Genomic DNA, 18213 nt, shown 5'->3' with positions numbered 1-18213 from the left:
AAGTAGTAATTTCATCCTGTTACCCGGCCTTGCGCAAGGCCGCATGCTGCGGGTTGAAGGTCAGTACCGCGAGCAACGCGAACAGCAGTGTCAGCCCCGTGCACACCGCCAGTGCCAGCGGATTGAAGCGTTCATACAGGGCAAAACGCACCAGCTCCACCGCATGGGTAAACGGATTCACCGCGCACAGCCAGTACAGCCACTCGCTGGCTTCGCGCATCTTCCACAGCGGATACAGCGCCGATGACAGGAAAAACAGCGGGAAGATCACGAAATTCATTACCCCGGCAAAGTTCTCCAGCTGGCGGATTGCGTTCGACAGCAACAGGCCCAGTGCGCTGAGCATCAACGCCACCAGCAGCAAGGCCGGCAACGCCAGCAACAGCCCCATGGCTGGTGGCCGCACGCCGTAGACCCAGGCAATCGCCAGGAACGCATACACCTGCAACAGCGAAATCAGCGACGTGGCCAACAGTTTGCTGCACAGCAGAAAGGTGCGGGGCAGGGGGCTGGTCAGCAGCACGCGCATGCTGCCCATCTCGCGGTCGTAGACCATCGACAGTGAGCCCTGCATGCCGTTGAACAGCAGGATCATGCAGGCCAGCCCGGGAATGATGTAGACCTCGTACGGGATGTAGGTGTCGTAGGGCTCGATGATCGCGATTCCCAGCGCTGCGCGAAAACCGGCGGCGAACACCAGCAACCACAGCAACGGCCGCACCAGGGCGCTGAGAAACCGCGTGCGTTGCAGCACAAAGCGCAGCCACTCGCGCAGCACGATACCGCTAAAGCATTGCCAGTAAGCGTTCATTGGGCAGCTCCTGATGTTGTCAGGCGGGTGAAGGCCGAACCGAGGTCACCGCCGTGTTCCAGGCTCAGGGCATCGGCCTGCCCACTGGCCACCAGCCGGCCTTGATGCAGGATCAACAAGTCATCGCTAGGCTGCACCTCGTCGAGCAGGTGGGTGGTCCAGAGCACGCTGATGCTCTCCTCGCGACACAGGCTGCGGATGTGCTGGTTGAGCGCCAGGCGACTCGCCGGGTCGAGGCCGACACTGGCTTCATCGAGCAGCAACAGGCGCGGCTCATGGAGCAGGGCGCGGGCAATTTCCACCCGGCGACGATGGCCGCCATTGAGTTCGCGTACCCGTTCGCGGCGGCGGTCGGTCAGGGTCTGGCGGGCCAGTTCGGCGTCGACCCGAAGGTCGGTCTGACGCCGGGACAGGCCATGCAATGCCGCGTGATAACGCAGGTTCTGTTCGACGCTGAGGTCCAGGTCCAGGGTGCTTTGCTGGAACACCACACCCATCTGCTTGAGTGCCGGGCGTGCCGCGCTGCGCAATGAGCAGCCACCGATGCGGATCTCGCCTTGCTGCAGATCATAGAGCCGGGTCAGCAGGGCAATCAGGGTCGACTTGCCCGCGCCGTTGGGCCCCAGCAGCGCGGCGAAACGCCCGGGCTCCAGGCTGAAACTCACCTTGCGCAAGGCCTCTCGGGCGCCGTAGGCAAAACTCAGATCACTGACTTCAAGGGCGTTCATGGCGTCACCACCACACCCCAGGGATAGCGCCCGACCTTCACCGACTTGCTGACCTTGAGGCTGTCGACATCGATCACCGAGACATCGCCGCTGACGCCGTTGGTGGCCAGCAATTGCTTCTGATCCGGGGTGAACGCCATCTGCCAGACCCGTCGACCCACCAGCAGGTAATCGAGAGTCTCGAAGGTCTTGGCATCGATCACGGCCACATGGTTGGCCGGGCCGAGTGCGACGAAGCCGTACTTGCCATCGGCGCTGAGCTTGATGCCCACCGGCTGGACCTTGTCCGGGTGCACACCCTTGATCTGGAAGTTCAGGGTCTTGAGCACGGTGCGGCTGGCCACATCGAGAATGGTCACGGTGCCGCCGATTTCCGCCGAGGCCCAGAGCTGGGCGCCATCGGGGGAGAACTCGACGAAGCGCGGGCGCTGGTCCACCAGGGTGCTGTCGGCCAGGGTCTGGGTGCTGGTGTCGATCCAGTGCAGCATGTTGGTGGTCTCGCTGGTGTTGACCGCCCACTTGCCGTCAGGGCTGACGGCCATGCCTTCAGGTTCGACGCCGACGTTGATCTGGCCGAGTACCTTGGAGGTCTCGGTGTCGATCACCGTGACCAGCGCATCGTCTTCGTTGGAAACGTACAACCAGCGGTTGTTGGGGTGCAGGGCAAATTGCTCGGGGTCTTTACCCGAGGGCAGTTCCTTGATGATCTTGCGCGTGGCCACGTCCATCACCTGGACCCGGTCAGAGTCGCTGGCGCAGATGTACAGCAGCTTGTTGTCATGGGACAGCAGCAGGCCGCGGGGGCGCTGGCCGACGGGCAGGGTGTCGGTGACTTGCAGGGTCTGCAGGTCGATCAGGCTCAGGCTGTTGTCCTTTTCGTTGGAGACCCAGGCAGTGCTGGCAACGGCATGGCCAGCGGCGAGCAGCAAAGTGCAAGAGAGCAGGGTGCGGCGCATGGCGGATTCCTTGTTGTTGTGATTATCGGATCAGGGAAAACGGCAGCTGACCTCGGGTTTGTCGTAGCCCAGGCTGTCCATCTCGTTGAACGGGTGCAGAAAGCCGTCCTGGGGTGAGGTGCTGACCAGCGCCCGGGGCTGGACGATGGGAATCGGCTGGCGCAACTGACCGTTCCACGGCCGGTAGCTGAGCTTGCGGCCCTTGAAACCGTCGAGGGGCAACTGGTCGCTGATTTCCAGCGTACGGATCGCCATCGGCTCGGCCTGGCGCAGTTTGCTCACGGCGCTGGCGATACTGCGCACGGCCATCCAGGCGGCGAAATCGCGGTCATTCATCCAGCGTCCGGTCAGGGCTTCGAAGCGTTTTTGCAGCTGCGCGGCGCCGTAGGTTTCCACGGTCTTGTGCCAGCCCACCGGGGTCAGGCCCTGGGTGCCGGCGACCGGGCGCGGGTACCAGGTCTGGTAGGGCACGTATTCACCGAAGTCGCCGCGTTCATCGGCCACCAGTACCACGTCGTACTCGGCGGTCTGGGTGAACAGCGGCATATCCGCCTGGGCGCTGCGGCGTTGGTCGTTATCGAAACTCCAGGTTTTTTCCGCCACCAGTTGCAAGCCGAAGCGCTTGGCCCCGCGGCGCAGGGCGGCGGCATAGGCTTGATCGTCCGGCGTCGGGCCGACAATCAGCAGCACCCGCTGCCATTTGCGCAGCACCAGAAACTGCGCCAGTGCATCGGCAAGCATCGCCCGGCTCGGCAAGGTGTGCAGCACGTTCGCCAGGCAATCGGTGGTGCGCAGGCTGTCATCGGGGCTACCGGCGTTGAACAGCAAGCTGTCGGGCAGTGCTGCACTCAATTGGCGCAGGCTGCTCGCGGGGGCATTCACCACAAACAGGCGCAGGCCCTGTTCATGCTGCGCCTTTGCCGCTTCGAGCAAGGCTTCGGGACTGTCGACGCTGGCGCTGACCAGGCTGTAGCCGTGGTTGAGAAAGCGTCCGGTGCTGTTGCTGTCGGTGATCGCCAGTTCGGCGCCGCGCAGCCCGGCATCGGTGGGCTCGGGGATGACGTTGGACAGCAGCGGGCCGGGGTCGGGGTGATAACCCAGGTAGCCGATCCGCACCTGCAAGGGCGCATCGGCGGCCTGGCTCTGGGTGGCCAGGCCGGCGGCGCAGGCAATCGCCAGCAGGTAGAACAGGGCGTAAGGGATGAGCGGGCGCATAGGGCACTCCATTACAGGTAGCGCCAGCTTAGGTAGCCCGTGAAGCTGAGGAAATATGCAGAAAGTACCGGTGGTGTCCATCCAGCGCCTTACTACCAAGGGACTAGGTAGCGACCACCAAAGCAGCATGGGGTGAGTGCGATGCCGTTTCTAAGATGGCTGCCATAGCCTCTGCCAAGAGGTTTTGCGTGCAATCCAGAGGGCATAACAATGAAAACAAAACGCAACGCCTTGCTCGTGACCGGGCTATTGGTCAGTTTGATCAGCGCAGGTTCCGTATGGGCCCACGGCAACGTGGTCCCACAAGCCGTGGCCACCCCGGGGCTGACCCCGATCAAGGACGCCGGTGTGCAGCTCGATGCCGATGGCTGGGCCGCGGTGAACCCGTATCGCACCGCCCCGGAACATGACAAGGCAGTGGAGATCGGCACCTCGGCCTACACCCAGAACTGCGCGGCCTGTCATGGCCTGGAAGCCAAGTCCGGCGGTATCGCCCCCGACTTGCGCATGCTCGATGTCGGCGAGGCGGGCGATGAGTGGTTCGCCGAACGGGTGCGCCATGGCGCGGTGCGCGACGGTCGGGTGTACATGCCGAAGATGGCCGACTACCTGAGCCAGGAGGCCCTGTGGGCGGTGCGCACTTATCTGGACACTGTGCACGTCGAGGAGTGACCCATGCGCCTGCTCGCGGTGTTGATCAGCGCTCTGTGGCTGTGCTGCCAGGCGGCGCAGGCGCAGGTTCGCAACTACGACGAAATGATCGCCGCCGGGGAGCTGAAGGTGGCGGTCTACAAGGACTTCGCCCCCTACAGCTTTGAAAGCGCCGGAAAGCCTCAGGGTGTCGATGTCGAACTCGCCGAGGCCCTGGCCAAGGCGCTCGGCGTGCGCCTGACACTGATCTGGGCACCGGCCGGGGAAAAGCTCGATGACGATCTGCGCGATTACATCTGGCGTGCCAGTGCCTTGCACAACCAGCAACTGGCCGACCTGATGATGCGCGTGCCTTATGACCGTGACTACGCGCAGAAGCGTAACGAACTAGGCGAACTGGAAAATGGCCATGTAGTGATGTTCGGGCCGTACCAGAACGAACAATGGCAGGTGGCCTATGATCGCCGGCGGCTGGACAAGGTCGCCAGCGTCGCAGTGTTCGAGCATCACCCGATTGGTGTCGAAGTCGACAGCGTGCCGTCGTTCTACCTGACTTCGGTGTTCAACGGCATGCTCGCCGGCAAGACCCATCACTATCCGGGCGTGCCCCAGGCATTTGCCGCGATGAAGGCCGGTGAGGTCGATGCGGTGATGGCCATGCGCGGCGAAATCGACTGGCAGGTCCATGAAGCGGCCGACCCGCAAGTGGCACTGGCGGAGAATGCCTATCCGAACATGGGCAAGCAGCTCTGGGAAATCGGCATGGCGGTGCACGAAAGCAACCGGCAACTGGCCTATGCCGTGGAAGAGGCACTGGAAAGCCTGATCCGCGAGGGCTCGGTGAAGACCATCTACGGCCATTACGGCCTGCAATACGACGTGCCCGAGATGTATCAATAAGGAGCAGGCGATGAAATGGCGAGGGAGTTGTCTGTTGGCCTGCTGGTTAAGCCTGGCGGCACATGCTGGCGCTATCAATCCCGGCAAAGACCCGGTGCCATCGGTGATGTGGGCCTTCTATCACCAGCAGTTTCTGGGTAATGCGCCGTTCGTTTTCGATGATCGGGTCAAGCTGCTGGCGCCGCCGTTTGCCGAAGATGCCCGGCAGGTGCCGCTGGAAATCGACGCCCGGGCGTTCAAGGGCGATGTGGTGAAAATCCTCGCCTGGGCAGAGCTGAACCCGTTGCCGAAAATCGTCGACTTCCAGCCGCTGAATTCGGTTTTGCCGTGGCTGTCGTTGCGCATTCGCATCGAACAGGCCACGCCCTTGCGCGCGGCGGTGTTGACCCGCGACGGAGTGTGGCATGTCGGTTCGACCCTGATTGACGCCGCGGGTGGTGGTTGCACCGCGCCGAGCGTGGTACGTACGCAACCAGGCTGGGAGGAGCACATCGGCGAGGTGCTCGGCGGTCGCTATCCCCGGGGCGAGTTCAGCCGCTTGCGTTTGCAGGTAGCCCATCCCATGGACAACGGCATGGTCAGCGGCATTCCGGAATTCTTCATCAACCATGCCGAGCTGCGCGACCACAACGAGCAAGTGCTGGCCCGGCTGGAGCTGTTTCCCGCGGTCAGCGAAAACCCCAACCTGGCTTTCGACATAGAGGGGGCAGGGCAAACGCGCCTGCTGCTACGGGACAACAGCGGCAATGAGTTCGATGCGTCGATCCTCTGACCCCAAGGAGCGTGACCCCAAGGAGCGTGGCATGCGCTGGATCCTGTTGATGGTGCTGAGCGTCAGTCTGCCGGCCCTGGCCGATCTCGAATATTCACTCAAGCCTCGGCAGATCGCCCAGGACACCTGGCTGCTGGAAGGCAGCACCGATAATTTCGCCAAGGCCAATGGCGGCAACATCGTCAACACCGCGTTCATCGTCACCGAACGCGGTGTGGTGGTGATCGACACCGGGCCGTCCCGGCGTTACGGCGAAGCGATGCGCAAGGCCATTACCGCCACCACCGACAAACCGGTGATCGAGGTCTTGCTGACCCATCACCACCCGGACCATGTGCTGGGCAATCAAGCCTTCAGCGACGTGCCGATCGGCGCCTTGGCGGGCACTACCGAGCTGTTGCATCAGCAAGGCGATGCCATGGCCGAGAATATGTACCGCATGGTCGGCGACTGGATGCGTGGCACCGAAGTGGTGTTGCCGACCCAGACGCTGACACCCGGCGTGAAAAGTTTTGGGAATCACGATCTGCGTCTGCTGAGCCTGGGTGGGCATACGGGCGCAGATCTGGCTATTCTCGACCAGCAAACCGGCGTGCTGTTTGCCGGCGACCTGGTGTTTTATCAGCGGGCGCTGACCACGCCCAACAGTCCAGGGCTGTCGGTGTGGCTGGCGGACATCGCGACCCTGCAAGGCTTGCCCTGGACGCAGGTTGTGCCCGGCCATGGGCCGGTGGCGAGCGATCCGCAACCCTTCGAGCAGATGCGCGATTACCTGACCTGGCTCGATCAGCTGATGCGCGACGGCGCCGCCAATGGCAGCGACATGGCCGAGATGATCCGCAGCCCCATCCCCGAACGTTTCGCCGGGATCAACCTGAGTCGTTACGAACTGATCCGCAGCGTCAGCCATCTGTACCCGCGCTACGAGCGCGAGCGGATGACGCGGGTGGATTCTGCCAGCAAATAGTCGACCTGAATCCCCTGTAGGAGCGAGCCTGCTCGCGATGGACGTTAACGATAACGCAAGCTGCCTGGATGAACGCGGTGGTCTGACGTTTTTCGCGAGCAGGCTCGCTCCTACAGGGGCCGGTGCCGTTCACATAATCTCGTGCCCATCTCATCCGACCCGCTACCAAGGAACTAGCAATCTCCTCATTGCGGGCAATTGTTGCCAGGGCGACGGCGCTCAAGAATCTGCACCAGACCGGGAGAATTTCCCGGACATAACAAAAATCCGCAGAGGAAGCCGTCATGACCCAACCCGCACGTCGCCAGCCCTTCGTCTTGAGCCTGCTGCTCAGTGCCATGCTGTTGTCCGGCCAGGCATTGGCCGGGGTTTCCGACCAGGACATTCTCCAGGACCCGAAGAACCCGGAACAGGTCGTGACCAACGGCCTCGGCGTTCAAGGGCAGCGCTACAGCCCGCTGGATATTCTCAACGTCGACAACGTCAAGGAGCTGCGCCCGGCGTGGGCGTTTTCCTTCGGCGGTGAAAAACAGCGTGGCCAGCAAGCGCAGCCAATGGTCAAGGACGGCGTGATGTACATGACCGGCTCCTACTCCCGGGTGTTCGCCGTGGATGCACGCACCGGCAAGAAGCTCTGGCAATACGATGCACGCCTGCCCGATGACATCCGCCCTTGCTGCGACGTGATCAACCGTGGCGTCGCGCTGTATGGCGACCTGGTGATTTTCGGCACCCTCGACGCCAAGCTCGTGGCGCTGAACAAGGACACCGGCAAGGTGGTGTGGAGCAAGAAAGTCGCCGACCACAAGGAAGGCTACTCGATCAGCGCCGCGCCACTGGTGATCAACGGCAAGCTGATTACCGGCGTGGCCGGTGGCGAGTTCGGCGTGGTGGGCAAGATCGAGGCCTACGACCCTAACAACGGTGATCTGCTGTGGACCCGGCCAACGGTCGAAGGCCATATGGGCTACGTCTACAAGGACGGCAAAGCGGTGGAGAACGGCATCTCCGGCGGCGAGGCGGGCAAGACCTGGCCGGGCGATCTCTGGAAAACCGGCGGCGCGGCCCCTTGGCTTGGCGGCTATTACGACCCGGAAACCAACCTGCTGCTGTTCGGTACCGGCAACCCGGCGCCGTGGAACTCGCACTTGCGCCCTGGCGACAACCTCTACTCCTCATCGCGCCTGGCGCTCAACCCGGATGACGGCACCATCAAGTGGCACTTCCAGAGCACGCCTCACGACGGTTGGGACTACGACGGCGTGAACGAGCTGGTGTCGTTCAACTACAGCGAAGGCGGCAAAGAGATCAAGGCGGCGGCCACGGCTGACCGTAACGGTTTCTTCTACGTACTGGATCGTACTAACGGCAAATTCATCCGTGGCTTCCCGTTCGTGGACAAGATCACCTGGGCCACCGGCCTGGACAAGAACGGCCGGCCGATCTACAACGAGGCCAGCCGTCCCGGCGCCCCAGGCTCGGAAGTCAAGGGCAGTTCGGTGTTCGTAGCACCGGCGTTCCTCGGTGCGAAAAACTGGATGCCGATGGCTTACAACAAAGACACCGGGCTGTTCTATGTGCCGTCCAACGAATGGGGCATGGACATCTGGAACGAAGGCATCGCCTACAAGAAGGGCGCGGCGTTCCTCGGCGCCGGCTTCACCATCAAACCGTTGAATGAAGACTACATCGGCGTGCTGCGGGCCATCGATCCGAAAACCGGCAAGGAAGTGTGGCGCCACAAGAACTACGCGCCGCTGTGGGGCGGGGTGCTGACCACCAAGGGCAACCTGGTGTTCACCGGCACGCCTGAAGGCTTCCTGCAGGCTTTCAACGCCAAGACCGGCGAAAAGGTCTGGGAATTCCAGACCGGTTCCGGCGTGCTCGGCTCGCCCATCACCTGGGAAATGGACGGCGAACAGTACGTCTCGGTGCTCTCCGGCTGGGGCGGTGCGGTACCGCTGTGGGGCGGCGAAGTGGCCAAGCGCATCAAGGACTTCAACCAGGGCGGCATGCTCTGGACCTTCAAGCTGCCCAAGGATCTCGTGGCCAAGCACTGATCCCGATTCCACCGCATAACCCCTGTAGGAGCGAGCCTGCTCGCGATGGTCTTCAACGATAACGCTGGAAACCTGATACCCCGTGGCGTTCTCGGGTTCATCGCGAGCAGGCTCGCTCCTACAGTGATCTGTGTGAAATCTACGACCAAATAACGAGAGCCCCTCCTGCCAACGATGCATTCGTCTGGCACGCGGGGCTCTCTAGTATCGGCTCATCGCCTGTCAGTACGACAGGCATCGACCCAGACAGAGGCCCACCATGATCTACGCACAACCCGGAACCCCAGGCGCCGTCATTACCTTCAAACCACGCTACGGCAACTTCATCGGTGGCGAGTTTGTCGCTCCGATCAATGGCGAGTACTTCACCAACACCTCGCCGGTCAACGGTGAAGTGATCGCCGAATTCCCGCGCTCCAGCGCCGCCGACATCGACAAGGCCCTCGACGCCGCGCATGCCGCAGCGGATGCCTGGGGCAAGACCTCGGCCCAGGACCGCTCCCTGGTGCTGCTGAAAATCGCCGATCGCATCGAGCAGAACCTTGAGGTGCTGGCCGTCACCGAAACCTGGGACAACGGCAAGGCCGTGCGCGAAACCCTGAACGCCGACGTGCCGCTGGCGGCCGACCACTTCCGTTACTTCGCCGGCTGCATCCGCGCCCAGGAAGGCGGCGCCGCCGAGATCAACGAGCTGACCACGGCCTATCACTTCCATGAGCCCCTGGGTGTGGTCGGGCAGATCATTCCGTGGAACTTCCCGCTGTTGATGGCTGCCTGGAAACTCGCCCCGGCCCTGGCCGCCGGCAACTGCATCGTGCTCAAGCCTGCCGAGCAAACGCCGCTGTCGATCATGGTCTTTGCTGAACTGATCGCCGACTTGCTGCCGGCGGGCGTGCTGAACATCGTCCAGGGCTTCGGTCGCGAAGCCGGCGAGGCCCTGGCCACCAGCAAGCGTATCGCCAAGATCGCCTTCACCGGCTCGACCCCGGTGGGCGCGCACATCATGCATTGCGCCGCCGAGAACATCATCCCGAGCACCGTCGAGCTGGGCGGCAAGTCGCCGAACATCTTCTTCGAAGACATCATGAACGCTGAACCCGCGTTTATCGAAAAAGCCGCCGAAGGGCTGGTGCTGGCGTTCTTCAACCAGGGTGAAGTCTGCACCTGTCCGTCCCGGGCGCTGGTGCAGGAGTCGATCTACGAGCCGTTCATGGCCGAGGTGATGAAGAAGATCGTCAAGATCAAGCGCGGCAACCCGCTGGACACCGAGACCATGGTCGGCGCCCAGGCGTCCGAACAGCAATACGACAAGATCCTCTCGTACCTGACCATTGCCCAGGAGGAGGGCGCTGAGCTGCTCACCGGCGGCGCAGCCGAGCGTCTGGAGGGCGACCTGTCCAGCGGTTACTACATCCAGCCGACCCTGCTCAAGGGCCACAACAAGATGCGTGTGTTCCAGGAAGAAATCTTCGGCCCGGTGGTGGGTATCACCACCTTCAAGGACGAAGCCGAAGCCCTGGCGATTGCCAACGACAGCGAGTTCGGCCTCGGTGCCGGCCTGTGGACGCGCGACATCAACCGCGCCTACCGCATGGGCCGGGCGATCAAGGCCGGGCGCGTGTGGACCAACTGCTACCACCTGTACCCGGCGCACGCCGCGTTCGGTGGCTACAAGAAGTCCGGCGTTGGTCGGGAAAACCACAAGATGATGCTCGATCACTATCAACAGACCAAAAACCTGCTGGTGAGCTACGACATCAATCCGCTGGGGTTCTTCTGACTTAGCTAGAACACTGAAAAACCTGTAGGAGCGAGCCTGCTCGCGATGAGGTCAGCACATTCAACATTAATGTTGACTGTCGGACCGCTATCGCGAGCAGGCTCACTCCTACACTGTTTTGTGGCGTGCAAAACATCTGCGTAACACCCTCTACCAAATCACCCCGCCAACTCCTTCGAAAGTAGCATTCGGGCGCTCATCGCCCCGTGCATTAATGGCTCTACCGGAATCACCCGGGCACAAGAAGAGGAATGACCCATGTGGACTAAACCCGCGTTTACCGATCTGCGCATTGGCTTCGAAGTGACGATGTATTTCGCCAACCGTTGATTGATCACCCGGCCAGCGTTTGCGTTGGCCGGGCCTGCCTTCTGGAGCATCCGCCATGCACATCCGTGTTCTCGGTTCCGCCGCTGGCGGTGGTTTCCCTCAGTGGAACTGCAACTGCCGCCAGTGCGCCGGCGTGCGCAATGGCAGCCTGCGGGCACAGCGCCGTACGCAGTCGTCGATTGCCCTGAGTGACGACGGCGTGGAGTGGGTGCTGTGCAATGCTTCACCGGACATTCGCGCGCAATTCGAGAGTTTTGCGCCATTGCAACCGGCGCGGCGCCTGCGTGACAGCGCCATCGCCGGCATCGTGCTGCTGGACAGCCAGATCGACCATTGCACCGGTTTGCTCAGCCTGCGTGAAGGTTGCCCGCATGACGTGTGGTGCACCGAGCGTGTGCACCAGGACCTGAGCAGCGGTTTCCCGCTGTTCAACATGCTCGGACACTGGAATGGCGGGTTGCAATGGCAACCGGTCGGTCTTGAGCGTCAACCGTTCAACATCCCGGCCTGCGGGCATTTGCAATTTCGCGCGATTCCCCTGGTGAGCAACGCGCCGCCGTATTCGCCCAATCGCGGCAACCCGCAACCGGGCGACACCATTGGCCTGTTCATTGAAGACCTGCGCAACGGCGCCTCGCTGTTCTATGCCCCGGGCCTTGGCCGAATCGACGATGAAGTGCTGGGCTGGATGCAGCGTGCCGATTGCCTGTTGCTGGATGGCACCCTGTGGCGCGACGACGAGATGCGTATCTGCGAAGTCGGCCAGAGCCTGGGCAGCGAAATGGGGCACCTCCCACAAAGCGGCCCCGGCGGGATGCTTGAAGTGCTGGAGGGTTTCAACCGCCAGCGCAAGGTGCTGATCCACATCAACAACACCAATCCGATCCTCGATGAAGACTCGGCCGAGCGGGCTTTGCTGGAGCGGCGGGGTATTGAAGTGGCTTATGACGGCATGAGTATTGAGCTGTAGCCGAAGGCCTCTTCGCGAGCAGGCACCGCAAAAATTCCCGGAGAACAAAATGACTGACACCCCCATGTCCCCCACAGAATTCGAAGCCGCCCTGCGCGCCAAGGGCGCCTACTACCACATCCATCATCCCTTCCACCAAGCCATGTACGCCGGCCGCGCCAGCCGCGAGCAGATCCAGGGCTGGGTCGCCAACCGCTTCTACTATCAGGTCAACATCCCCCTGAAGGACGCCGCGATTCTCGCCAACTGCCCGGACCGCGACGTGCGCCGCGAATGGCTGCAACGGATTCTCGACCACGACGGCGTCCCCGGCAGCGAGGGCGGTATCGAAGCCTGGCTGCGCCTGGGCGAAGCCGTGGGTCTGGATCGCGAGCAGATTCTGTCCCAGGAACTGGTGTTGCCCGGGGTACGTTTTGCCGTAGACGCCTACGTCAATTTCGCCCGTCGCGCCTGCTGGCAGGAAGCGGCCAGCAGCTCGCTGACCGAACTCTTTGCACCACAGATCCATCAGTCGCGACTCGACGCCTGGCCGACTCATTACCCGTGGATCGACGTCGCCGGCTACGATTATTTCCGCACGCGCCTGAGCCAGGCGCGGCGCGATGTCGAGCACGGGTTGCGCATCACCCTGGCGCACTACGTGACGGCCGAGGGGCAACAACGCATGCTGCAGATCCTGCAATTCAAGCTCGACGTGCTGTGGAGCATGCTCGATGCCATGAGCATGGCCTACGAGCTTGCGCGCCCGCCGTATCACACGGTCACCGGCGACAACGTCTGGCACCGGGGGATCGCCCTGTGAGCCTGATCAATCGCCAGCAGTCACCGGCCTTGCGCCGCGGTTTTCGCCTGCAGTGGGAGCCCCGTCAGGACTGTCATGTGCTGCTATACCCCGAAGGCATGATCAAGCTCAACGCCAGTGCCGGACAGATTCTCGACCTGGTGGATGGCCAGCGCAGCGTGGCGGCGATCATTGATCGATTGAGCGCCAGTTTCCCCGGGGTACCCGGGATCGACGAAGACGTGCTGGCGTTTCTGGAGGTGGCCCATGCGCAATTCTGGATCGAGTGAGACGCTGCCGGGGCCGCCGTTGTGGCTGCTCGCCGAGCTGACCTACCGCTGCCCGCTGCAGTGCCCGTATTGCTCCAATCCGCTGGATTTTGCCCGGCACGGCGAGGAACTGAGCACGGAAGAATGGATTCGCGTATTCCGCGAAGCGCGGGACATGGGCGCCGCGCAATTGGGCTTTTCCGGTGGCGAGCCATTGGTGCGCCAGGACCTCGCCGAACTGATCAAGGCCGCCCGGGACATGGGCTATTACACCAACCTGATCACCTCCGGCATCGGCCTGACCGAGCAGAAGGTGCGCGATTTCAAGGTGGCCGGGCTGGACCATATCCAGATCAGCTTCCAGGCCGCCGACGAGGCGGTGAACAACATGCTCGCCGGCTCGCACAAGGCCTTTGCCCAGAAACTCGCCATGGCCCGGGCGGTGAAAGCCCAGGGCTATCCGATGGTGCTGAACTTCGTCACCCATCGGCACAACATCGACCGGATCGCGCAGATCATCGAGCTGTGTCTGGAGCTGGAAGCGGATTTCGTCGAATTGGCCACCTGCCAGTTCTATGGCTGGGCCGAACTCAACCGCGTTGGCCTGTTGCCCACCCGCGAGCAATTGCAGCGTGCCGAGCGCATCACCAATGAATACCGCGAACGCCTTGAAGCCAAGGGCCACCCGTGCAAGCTGATCTTCGTCACCCCGGACTACTACGAGGAGCGTCCCAAGACCTGCATGAACGGCTGGGCCAACCTGTTTCTCGACATCACCCCCGACGGCACGGCCTTGCCTTGCCACAGCGCCCGGCAGTTGCCGGTAGCGTTTCCCAACGTGCGCGAGCACAGCCTCTCGCACATCTGGAACGACTCGTTCGGCTTCAATCGTTTTCGCGGCGATGACTGGATGAAGGAGCCGTGCCGCTCCTGCGATGAAAAACACAAGGACCTGGGCGGGTGCCGCTGCCAGGCCTTCATGCTGACCGGCGATGCCAGCAATGCCGACCCGGTGTGCAGCAAGTCCCCGCACCACGGGGTGATCCTCAAGGCCCGGGAGGAAGCGGAGGCCCCGGGGTTGGGGATCGAACACCTGACGTTGCGTAACACGAAGGCTTCGCAGTTGATCTATCGCGGCTAGCCTGGCGATACAAATCACTGTCTGGGTCAATGACCTTGGTCTGATTGCATTCACAGCTGGATGGTTTAGTGTGGTTTCTACCTTCCAAAACAATAAAAACAGGCTTTCCAATGAGCCAGAGTCTCAACCAGCTGCGCAAGTTCGTTTCCCCTGAAATCATCTTCGGTGCCGGTAGCCGGCACAGTGTCGGCAATTACGCCAAGACCTTTGGCGCGCGCAAGGTCCTGGTGGTCAGTGACCCCGGTGTGATTGCCGCCGGCTGGGTCGCCGATGTCGAGGCCAGCCTGCAAGCGCTGGGCATCCAGTATTGCCTGTACTCCGATGTCTCGCCCAACCCGCGGGTCGAAGAGGTGATGCTCGGCGCCGAGATGTACCGGGAAAACCACTGCGACGTGATCGTCGCCGTCGGTGGCGGCAGCCCGATGGACTGCGGCAAAGGCATCGGCATCGTCGTCGCCCATGGCCGCAGCATTCTCGATTTCGAGGGCGTGGACACCATCCGCGTGCCCAGCCCGCCGCTGATCCTGATTCCGACCACCGCCGGCACCTCGGCCGACGTCTCGCAATTCGTGATCATTTCCAATCAGCAGGAACGCATGAAGTTCTCCATCGTCAGCAAGGCCGTGGTGCCGGACGTTTCGCTGATCGACCCGGAAACCACCCTGAGCATGGACCCGTTCCTGTCGGCCTGTACCGGCATCGACGCCTTGGTGCATGCCATCGAAGCCTTTGTGTCCACCGGCCACGGGCCGCTGACCGACCCCCATGCGCTTGAGGCGATGCGCCTGATCAATGGCAACCTGGTGCAAATGATCGCCAACCCGACCGACATCGCGTTGCGCGAAAAAATCATGCTCGGCAGCATGCAGGCCGGGCTGGCGTTTTCCAACGCGATCCTGGGTGCTGTGCATGCCATGTCCCACAGCCTGGGCGGCTTTCTCGATCTACCCCACGGTCTGTGCAACGCGGTACTCGTCGAGCACGTGGTGGCCTTCAACTACAACTCGGCGCCAGATCGCTTCAAGGTGATCGCCGAGACATTGGGCATCGACTGCCGAGGCCTGAATCACCGGCAGATCTGCGGGCGCCTGGTCGAACATCTGATCGCTTTGAAACACGCCATCGGCTTTCACGAAACTCTCGGTTTGCATGGCGTCAGGACCTCGGACATTCCGTTCCTGTCGCAGCATGCGATGCACGATCCGTGCATCCTGACCAACCCGCGCGAATCCAGCCAGCGTGATGTCGAGGTCGTCTATGGCGAAGCCCTCTGACGAGCAACAACGGGCCCTGACGGGGCTGCTGGGGCTGGGCAGCCACTCGGCGCGCAAGAGTCATTACCCGGAGCTGGCCGCGCGCCTGGATGAGCTGGAAGCCGAGCGTAACCGCTACAAGTGGCTGTTCGAAAACGCGGTGCACGGGATCTTCCAGGCCAGCCTGCACGACGGCATGCGCGCCGCCAACCCGGCGCTGGCACGCATGCTCGGCTACCAGGACCCGCAGGAGGTGCTGTTCTCCCTGACCGATCTGGGCAGCACCCTGTTCGTCGACGGCGCGCAGGAGCTGGAAACCATTGGCGAAATCCTCAGGCACCAGCGCAGCCTGCACGGCTATGAAACCCGCTTGCGGCGCAAGGACGGCAGTCACCTCGATGTGTTGATGAACCTGCTGCTCAAGCCCGGTCAGGAAGGGCTGGTAGAAGGGTTCGTCTCCGATATCACCGAGCGCAAGCTGGCCCAGCGACGCCTGCAGCAACTCAATGACGAACTGGAGCAGCGCGTCGTCGCGCGCACCGATGAATTGCTCGAAGCCAACCGTAACCTTCAGCAGCAGATCACCCAGCGTAAACAGATCGCCCGGGCCTTGCGCGATGCCCGCGATGCCGCCGAGGCCGCCAATCACAGCAAGGACAAATACCTCGCCGCCGCCAGCCACGACCTGCTGCAACCGCTGAACGCCGCGCGGTTGCTGATTTCGACCCTGCGCGAACGCAAACTGCCGGAAGCCGAGCAGGTGCTGGTGGAGCGCACTCACCAGGCGCTGGAAGGGGCTGAAGACCTGCTGACGGATCTGCTCGACATTTCCCGGCTCGATCAGGCCGCGGTCAAGCCGGACGTTGCGTCGTACCGCCTCGACGAACTGCTCGGGCCGCTGGTGTCGGAGTTCCAGTCTGTCGCCCAGGCAGCCGGCTTGAACCTGCGGGTGCGCATGGCCGATTACGCCATCAGCACCGACTTGCGCCTGATGACGCGGATCCTGCGCAACTTCCTCAGCAATGCCTGCCGCTACACCGATGAAGGCAGCATCCTGCTGGCGGCAAGGCGTCGGGGTGAGATGTTGCGCCTGGAGGTCTGGGACACCGGGCGTGGCATCGCCGCCGACCGGCTCGATTCGATCTTCCTCGAGTTCAACCAGCTGGACGTCGGCCGCGCCGCCGACCGCAAGGGTGTGGGCCTGGGGCTGGCGATTGTCGAGCGCATCGCCAAGATCCTTGGCTACAGGATCGGCGTGTACTCGATGCCGGGGCGGGGTTCGATGTTCAGCATTGAAGTGCCGATATCCGATGAGGTTCCGCTGCCCGTGAGCCAGGCGGTGCCACAACCGGGCACCGGCAACCCGCTGCCGGGCCGCCGTTTACTGGTGATCGACAACGAAGTGAGCATTCTCGAAAGCATGAGCGCATTGCTCGGGCAGTGGGGCTGCGAGGTTCTGGTCGCCACCGATGAAGAGGCTGCGCTGGCGGCGCTACGCGGGCAGGCACCGGAACTGATTCTCGCCGACTATCACCTCGATCACGGGGTGGTCGGCTGTGATGTGGTGCGACATTTGCGCGAGCATTTCCACCAGGACATTCCCGCGGTGATCATTACCGCCGACCGCACCGACCATTGTCGGCGTGCGTTGCAGCGGCTCAACGCACCCTTGTTGAACAAACCGGTGAAGCCCGGCAAGTTGCGAGCGGTGTTGAGTCAACTGTTGGGGGTGACTGCCTGAAGCGGTCGGTACTGCAGGGTGAAGCCCAGTTCGGTGGATTGACCCTGTTCCAGCAAGCGTAATCCTGGTCGACCGGGCAGGTGGTGCGCGTTGACCGGGTGGCTCACCGGTTCGATGCAGAAAAACCCCAGGCCCACGGGGCAATAGAGCAGGTAGTAATCGCTGCCGGTGGCCTGGCAGTCGAGTGCGTAACCAAGATCCATTTGTTCGATCAGGCAGTGTCCGTTCCATTCGCAGAAACCGTTGTCCACCAGCGATTCGGGCAACGACTTCAGTTGCTGGAAATCCCACTCGACCGGCAATGCGCTGAGTTCCGTCGGCAGTTTTGCCCCGTCGCACATCCACACATGCCGGGCGGGTGCCTGTAGTCGGGTGTTCGGTGTCCGAGGCAGATACGGATGCAATCCCAGGCCATGCCACGCAGCGTGTTCAGCCAGGTGCGTGACGTGCAGTTCGATGCTCAGCTTGCCCGCGCTCAAATGGAAACGTTGCCGCGCGCGATAAGCGAAGGGGGTTGTGCTGTCGAGTTGCAGGACCACTTCATTTTGCGACCGGGAAACCACCTCCCACGGCTGCTGCCAGGCGCTGCCGTGAATCGGCAGGGGATCGGTGAGGCTGTTGGGCGTCAATGCCAGCCAGCCATCGGGGCAGTCGAAACCTCCATCGGCGATGCGATTGGACCAGGGGATCAAGGGAAAGCCGCCGAGCTTGCCGGGCAGGCCGGTGTTCAAGGCGTGCTCATCGGCGTGGCGCAGCAAGGGCTGGCCAGTGCTGCGCACGGTCCAGTTGACGATGCTCGCCCCTAGTTCCGGGGCGAGGGTGAGGTGGGTGAGTTCGTCTTCAAGTTCGATCAGAGTTAACGACATGTTGACCTGCCATGTGATTTTT

Annotated in this window: 18 protein-coding genes; 13 read left to right on the top strand and 5 right to left on the bottom strand. The window is 62.5% G+C overall.

The window, feature by feature from the left end:
• Nucleotides 1-19 precede the first annotated feature (19 nt).
• From KGB07_RS28205 to KGB07_RS28190, 4 genes are read right to left on the bottom strand one after another with little or no spacing between them, the layout of a single operon-like run.
• The gene (locus KGB07_RS28205) at nt 20-811 is read right to left on the bottom strand and encodes an ABC transporter permease (protein ID WP_223467313.1); all 792 of its coding nucleotides are present in this window, start codon (nt 809-811) and stop codon (nt 20-22) included.
• Nucleotides 808-1539 (bottom strand): ABC transporter ATP-binding protein, encoded by a 732-nt coding sequence (locus KGB07_RS28200; RefSeq protein ID WP_223467311.1) that lies wholly within the window; start codon nt 1537-1539, stop codon nt 808-810. The genes KGB07_RS28205 and KGB07_RS28200 overlap by 4 nt, the downstream gene beginning before the upstream one ends.
• A complete protein-coding gene (locus KGB07_RS28195; RefSeq protein ID WP_046037298.1) occupies nt 1536-2495 on the bottom strand; it encodes a YVTN family beta-propeller repeat protein in 960 nt (319 codons plus the stop codon). Before KGB07_RS28195 ends, KGB07_RS28200 begins: the two co-directional genes overlap by 4 nt.
• Nucleotides 2496-2525: 30 nt before the next feature.
• Nucleotides 2526-3710 carry an ABC transporter substrate-binding protein gene (locus tag KGB07_RS28190; RefSeq protein WP_046037297.1) on the bottom strand — a complete coding sequence of 395 codons (1185 nt, stop codon included), beginning with the start codon at nt 3708-3710 and terminating at the stop codon, nt 2526-2528.
• Nucleotides 3711-3920: 210 nt separating this feature from the next.
• Here KGB07_RS28190 and pedF point away from each other — a divergent pair, with 210 nt between their 5' ends.
• The 13 genes from pedF (at nt 3921) to KGB07_RS28125 (ending at nt 17325) form a co-directional block, all read left to right on the top strand.
• Nucleotides 3921-4382, top strand: coding sequence for a cytochrome c-550 PedF (gene pedF, locus KGB07_RS28185; protein WP_046037296.1), 462 nt, complete (start codon nt 3921-3923; stop codon nt 4380-4382).
• Nucleotides 4383-4385: 3 nt separating this feature from the next.
• On the top strand, nt 4386-5261 hold the full coding sequence (locus KGB07_RS28180; protein ID WP_046037295.1) for a substrate-binding periplasmic protein: 876 nt from the start codon (nt 4386-4388) through the stop codon (nt 5259-5261).
• A 10-nt stretch (nt 5262-5271) separates the two neighbouring features.
• Nucleotides 5272-6033, top strand: coding sequence for a quinoprotein dehydrogenase-associated SoxYZ-like carrier (locus KGB07_RS28175; protein ID WP_223467309.1), 762 nt, complete (start codon nt 5272-5274; stop codon nt 6031-6033).
• A gap of 31 nt (nt 6034-6064) precedes the next feature.
• Nucleotides 6065-7000 carry a quinoprotein relay system zinc metallohydrolase 1 gene (locus KGB07_RS28170; protein WP_223467376.1) on the top strand — a complete coding sequence of 312 codons (936 nt, stop codon included), beginning with the start codon at nt 6065-6067 and terminating at the stop codon, nt 6998-7000.
• A 284-nt stretch (nt 7001-7284) separates the two neighbouring features.
• Nucleotides 7285-9060: a PQQ-dependent methanol/ethanol family dehydrogenase gene (locus KGB07_RS28165; protein ID WP_223467307.1), complete on the top strand. Its 1776-nt coding sequence runs from the start codon at nt 7285-7287 to the stop codon at nt 9058-9060.
• Nucleotides 9061-9319: 259 nt separating this feature from the next.
• A complete protein-coding gene (locus KGB07_RS28160; protein WP_046037291.1) occupies nt 9320-10840 on the top strand; it encodes an aldehyde dehydrogenase family protein in 1521 nt (506 codons plus the stop codon).
• A gap of 258 nt (nt 10841-11098) precedes the next feature.
• Nucleotides 11099-11170, top strand: coding sequence for a pyrroloquinoline quinone precursor peptide PqqA (gene pqqA / locus KGB07_RS28155; protein ID WP_003253598.1), 72 nt, complete (start codon nt 11099-11101; stop codon nt 11168-11170).
• A gap of 55 nt (nt 11171-11225) precedes the next feature.
• Nucleotides 11226-12140: a pyrroloquinoline quinone biosynthesis protein PqqB gene (gene pqqB, locus KGB07_RS28150; protein ID WP_223467305.1), complete on the top strand. Its 915-nt coding sequence runs from the start codon at nt 11226-11228 to the stop codon at nt 12138-12140.
• 49 nt (nt 12141-12189) lie between these two features.
• Nucleotides 12190-12942, top strand: a complete 753-nt coding sequence (gene pqqC / locus KGB07_RS28145; protein WP_223467304.1) for a pyrroloquinoline-quinone synthase PqqC — start codon at nt 12190-12192, stop codon at nt 12940-12942.
• A complete protein-coding gene (gene pqqD, locus KGB07_RS28140; protein ID WP_046037287.1) occupies nt 12939-13211 on the top strand; it encodes a pyrroloquinoline quinone biosynthesis peptide chaperone PqqD in 273 nt (90 codons plus the stop codon). Before pqqC ends, pqqD begins: the two co-directional genes overlap by 4 nt.
• A complete protein-coding gene (gene pqqE, locus KGB07_RS28135) occupies nt 13189-14331 on the top strand; it encodes a pyrroloquinoline quinone biosynthesis protein PqqE (RefSeq protein WP_223467302.1) in 1143 nt (380 codons plus the stop codon). The genes pqqD and pqqE overlap by 23 nt, the downstream gene beginning before the upstream one ends.
• Nucleotides 14332-14441: 110 nt before the next feature.
• Entirely contained in the window at nt 14442-15605 is a 1164-nt protein-coding gene (gene ercA / locus KGB07_RS28130; RefSeq protein WP_046037285.1) for an alcohol dehydrogenase-like regulatory protein ErcA, read from the top strand.
• Entirely contained in the window at nt 15589-17325 is a 1737-nt protein-coding gene (locus KGB07_RS28125) for a NahK/ErcS family hybrid sensor histidine kinase/response regulator (RefSeq protein ID WP_223467300.1), read from the top strand. Before ercA ends, KGB07_RS28125 begins: the two co-directional genes overlap by 17 nt.
• Here the strand turns inward: KGB07_RS28125 and KGB07_RS28120 are convergent.
• Complete coding sequence (locus KGB07_RS28120) at nt 17301-18191, bottom strand: aldose 1-epimerase (RefSeq protein ID WP_223467298.1); 891 nt, start codon at nt 18189-18191, stop codon at nt 17301-17303. The genes KGB07_RS28125 and KGB07_RS28120 overlap by 25 nt on opposite strands.
• Between the last annotated feature and the right edge of the window lie 22 nt (nt 18192-18213).

It is taken from the genome of Pseudomonas sp. GL-RE-26 (assembly GCF_019956275.1).
GTDB classification, from domain to species: domain Bacteria; phylum Pseudomonadota; class Gammaproteobacteria; order Pseudomonadales; family Pseudomonadaceae; genus Aquipseudomonas; species Aquipseudomonas grandcourensis.
Note: the sequence above shows the minus strand (reverse complement) of the source record. Positions and strands in the feature narration are given on the sequence as shown.

What these genes read in the sequence shown, in the direction of transcription:
- KGB07_RS28205 (WP_223467313.1), bottom strand. Translation starts at nt 811, where the DNA reads ATGAACGCTTACTGGCAATGCTTTAGCGGTATCGTGCTGCGCGAGTGG.
- KGB07_RS28200 (WP_223467311.1), bottom strand. Translation starts at nt 1,539, where the DNA reads ATGAACGCCCTTGAAGTCAGTGATCTGAGTTTTGCCTACGGCGCCCGA.
- KGB07_RS28195 (WP_046037298.1), bottom strand. Translation starts at nt 2,495, where the DNA reads ATGCGCCGCACCCTGCTCTCTTGCACTTTGCTGCTCGCCGCTGGCCAT.
- KGB07_RS28190 (WP_046037297.1), bottom strand. Translation starts at nt 3,710, where the DNA reads ATGCGCCCGCTCATCCCTTACGCCCTGTTCTACCTGCTGGCGATTGCC.
- pedF (WP_046037296.1), top strand. Translation starts at nt 3,921, where the DNA reads ATGAAAACAAAACGCAACGCCTTGCTCGTGACCGGGCTATTGGTCAGT.
- KGB07_RS28180 (WP_046037295.1), top strand. Translation starts at nt 4,386, where the DNA reads ATGCGCCTGCTCGCGGTGTTGATCAGCGCTCTGTGGCTGTGCTGCCAG.
- KGB07_RS28175 (WP_223467309.1), top strand. Translation starts at nt 5,272, where the DNA reads ATGAAATGGCGAGGGAGTTGTCTGTTGGCCTGCTGGTTAAGCCTGGCG.
- KGB07_RS28170 (WP_223467376.1), top strand. Translation starts at nt 6,065, where the DNA reads ATGCGCTGGATCCTGTTGATGGTGCTGAGCGTCAGTCTGCCGGCCCTG.
- KGB07_RS28165 (WP_223467307.1), top strand. Translation starts at nt 7,285, where the DNA reads ATGACCCAACCCGCACGTCGCCAGCCCTTCGTCTTGAGCCTGCTGCTC.
- KGB07_RS28160 (WP_046037291.1), top strand. Translation starts at nt 9,320, where the DNA reads ATGATCTACGCACAACCCGGAACCCCAGGCGCCGTCATTACCTTCAAA.
- pqqB (WP_223467305.1), top strand. Translation starts at nt 11,226, where the DNA reads ATGCACATCCGTGTTCTCGGTTCCGCCGCTGGCGGTGGTTTCCCTCAG.
- pqqC (WP_223467304.1), top strand. Translation starts at nt 12,190, where the DNA reads ATGACTGACACCCCCATGTCCCCCACAGAATTCGAAGCCGCCCTGCGC.
- pqqE (WP_223467302.1), top strand. Translation starts at nt 13,189, where the DNA reads ATGCGCAATTCTGGATCGAGTGAGACGCTGCCGGGGCCGCCGTTGTGG.
- ercA (WP_046037285.1), top strand. Translation starts at nt 14,442, where the DNA reads ATGAGCCAGAGTCTCAACCAGCTGCGCAAGTTCGTTTCCCCTGAAATC.
- KGB07_RS28125 (WP_223467300.1), top strand. Translation starts at nt 15,589, where the DNA reads ATGGCGAAGCCCTCTGACGAGCAACAACGGGCCCTGACGGGGCTGCTG.
- KGB07_RS28120 (WP_223467298.1), bottom strand. Translation starts at nt 18,191, where the DNA reads ATGTCGTTAACTCTGATCGAACTTGAAGACGAACTCACCCACCTCACC.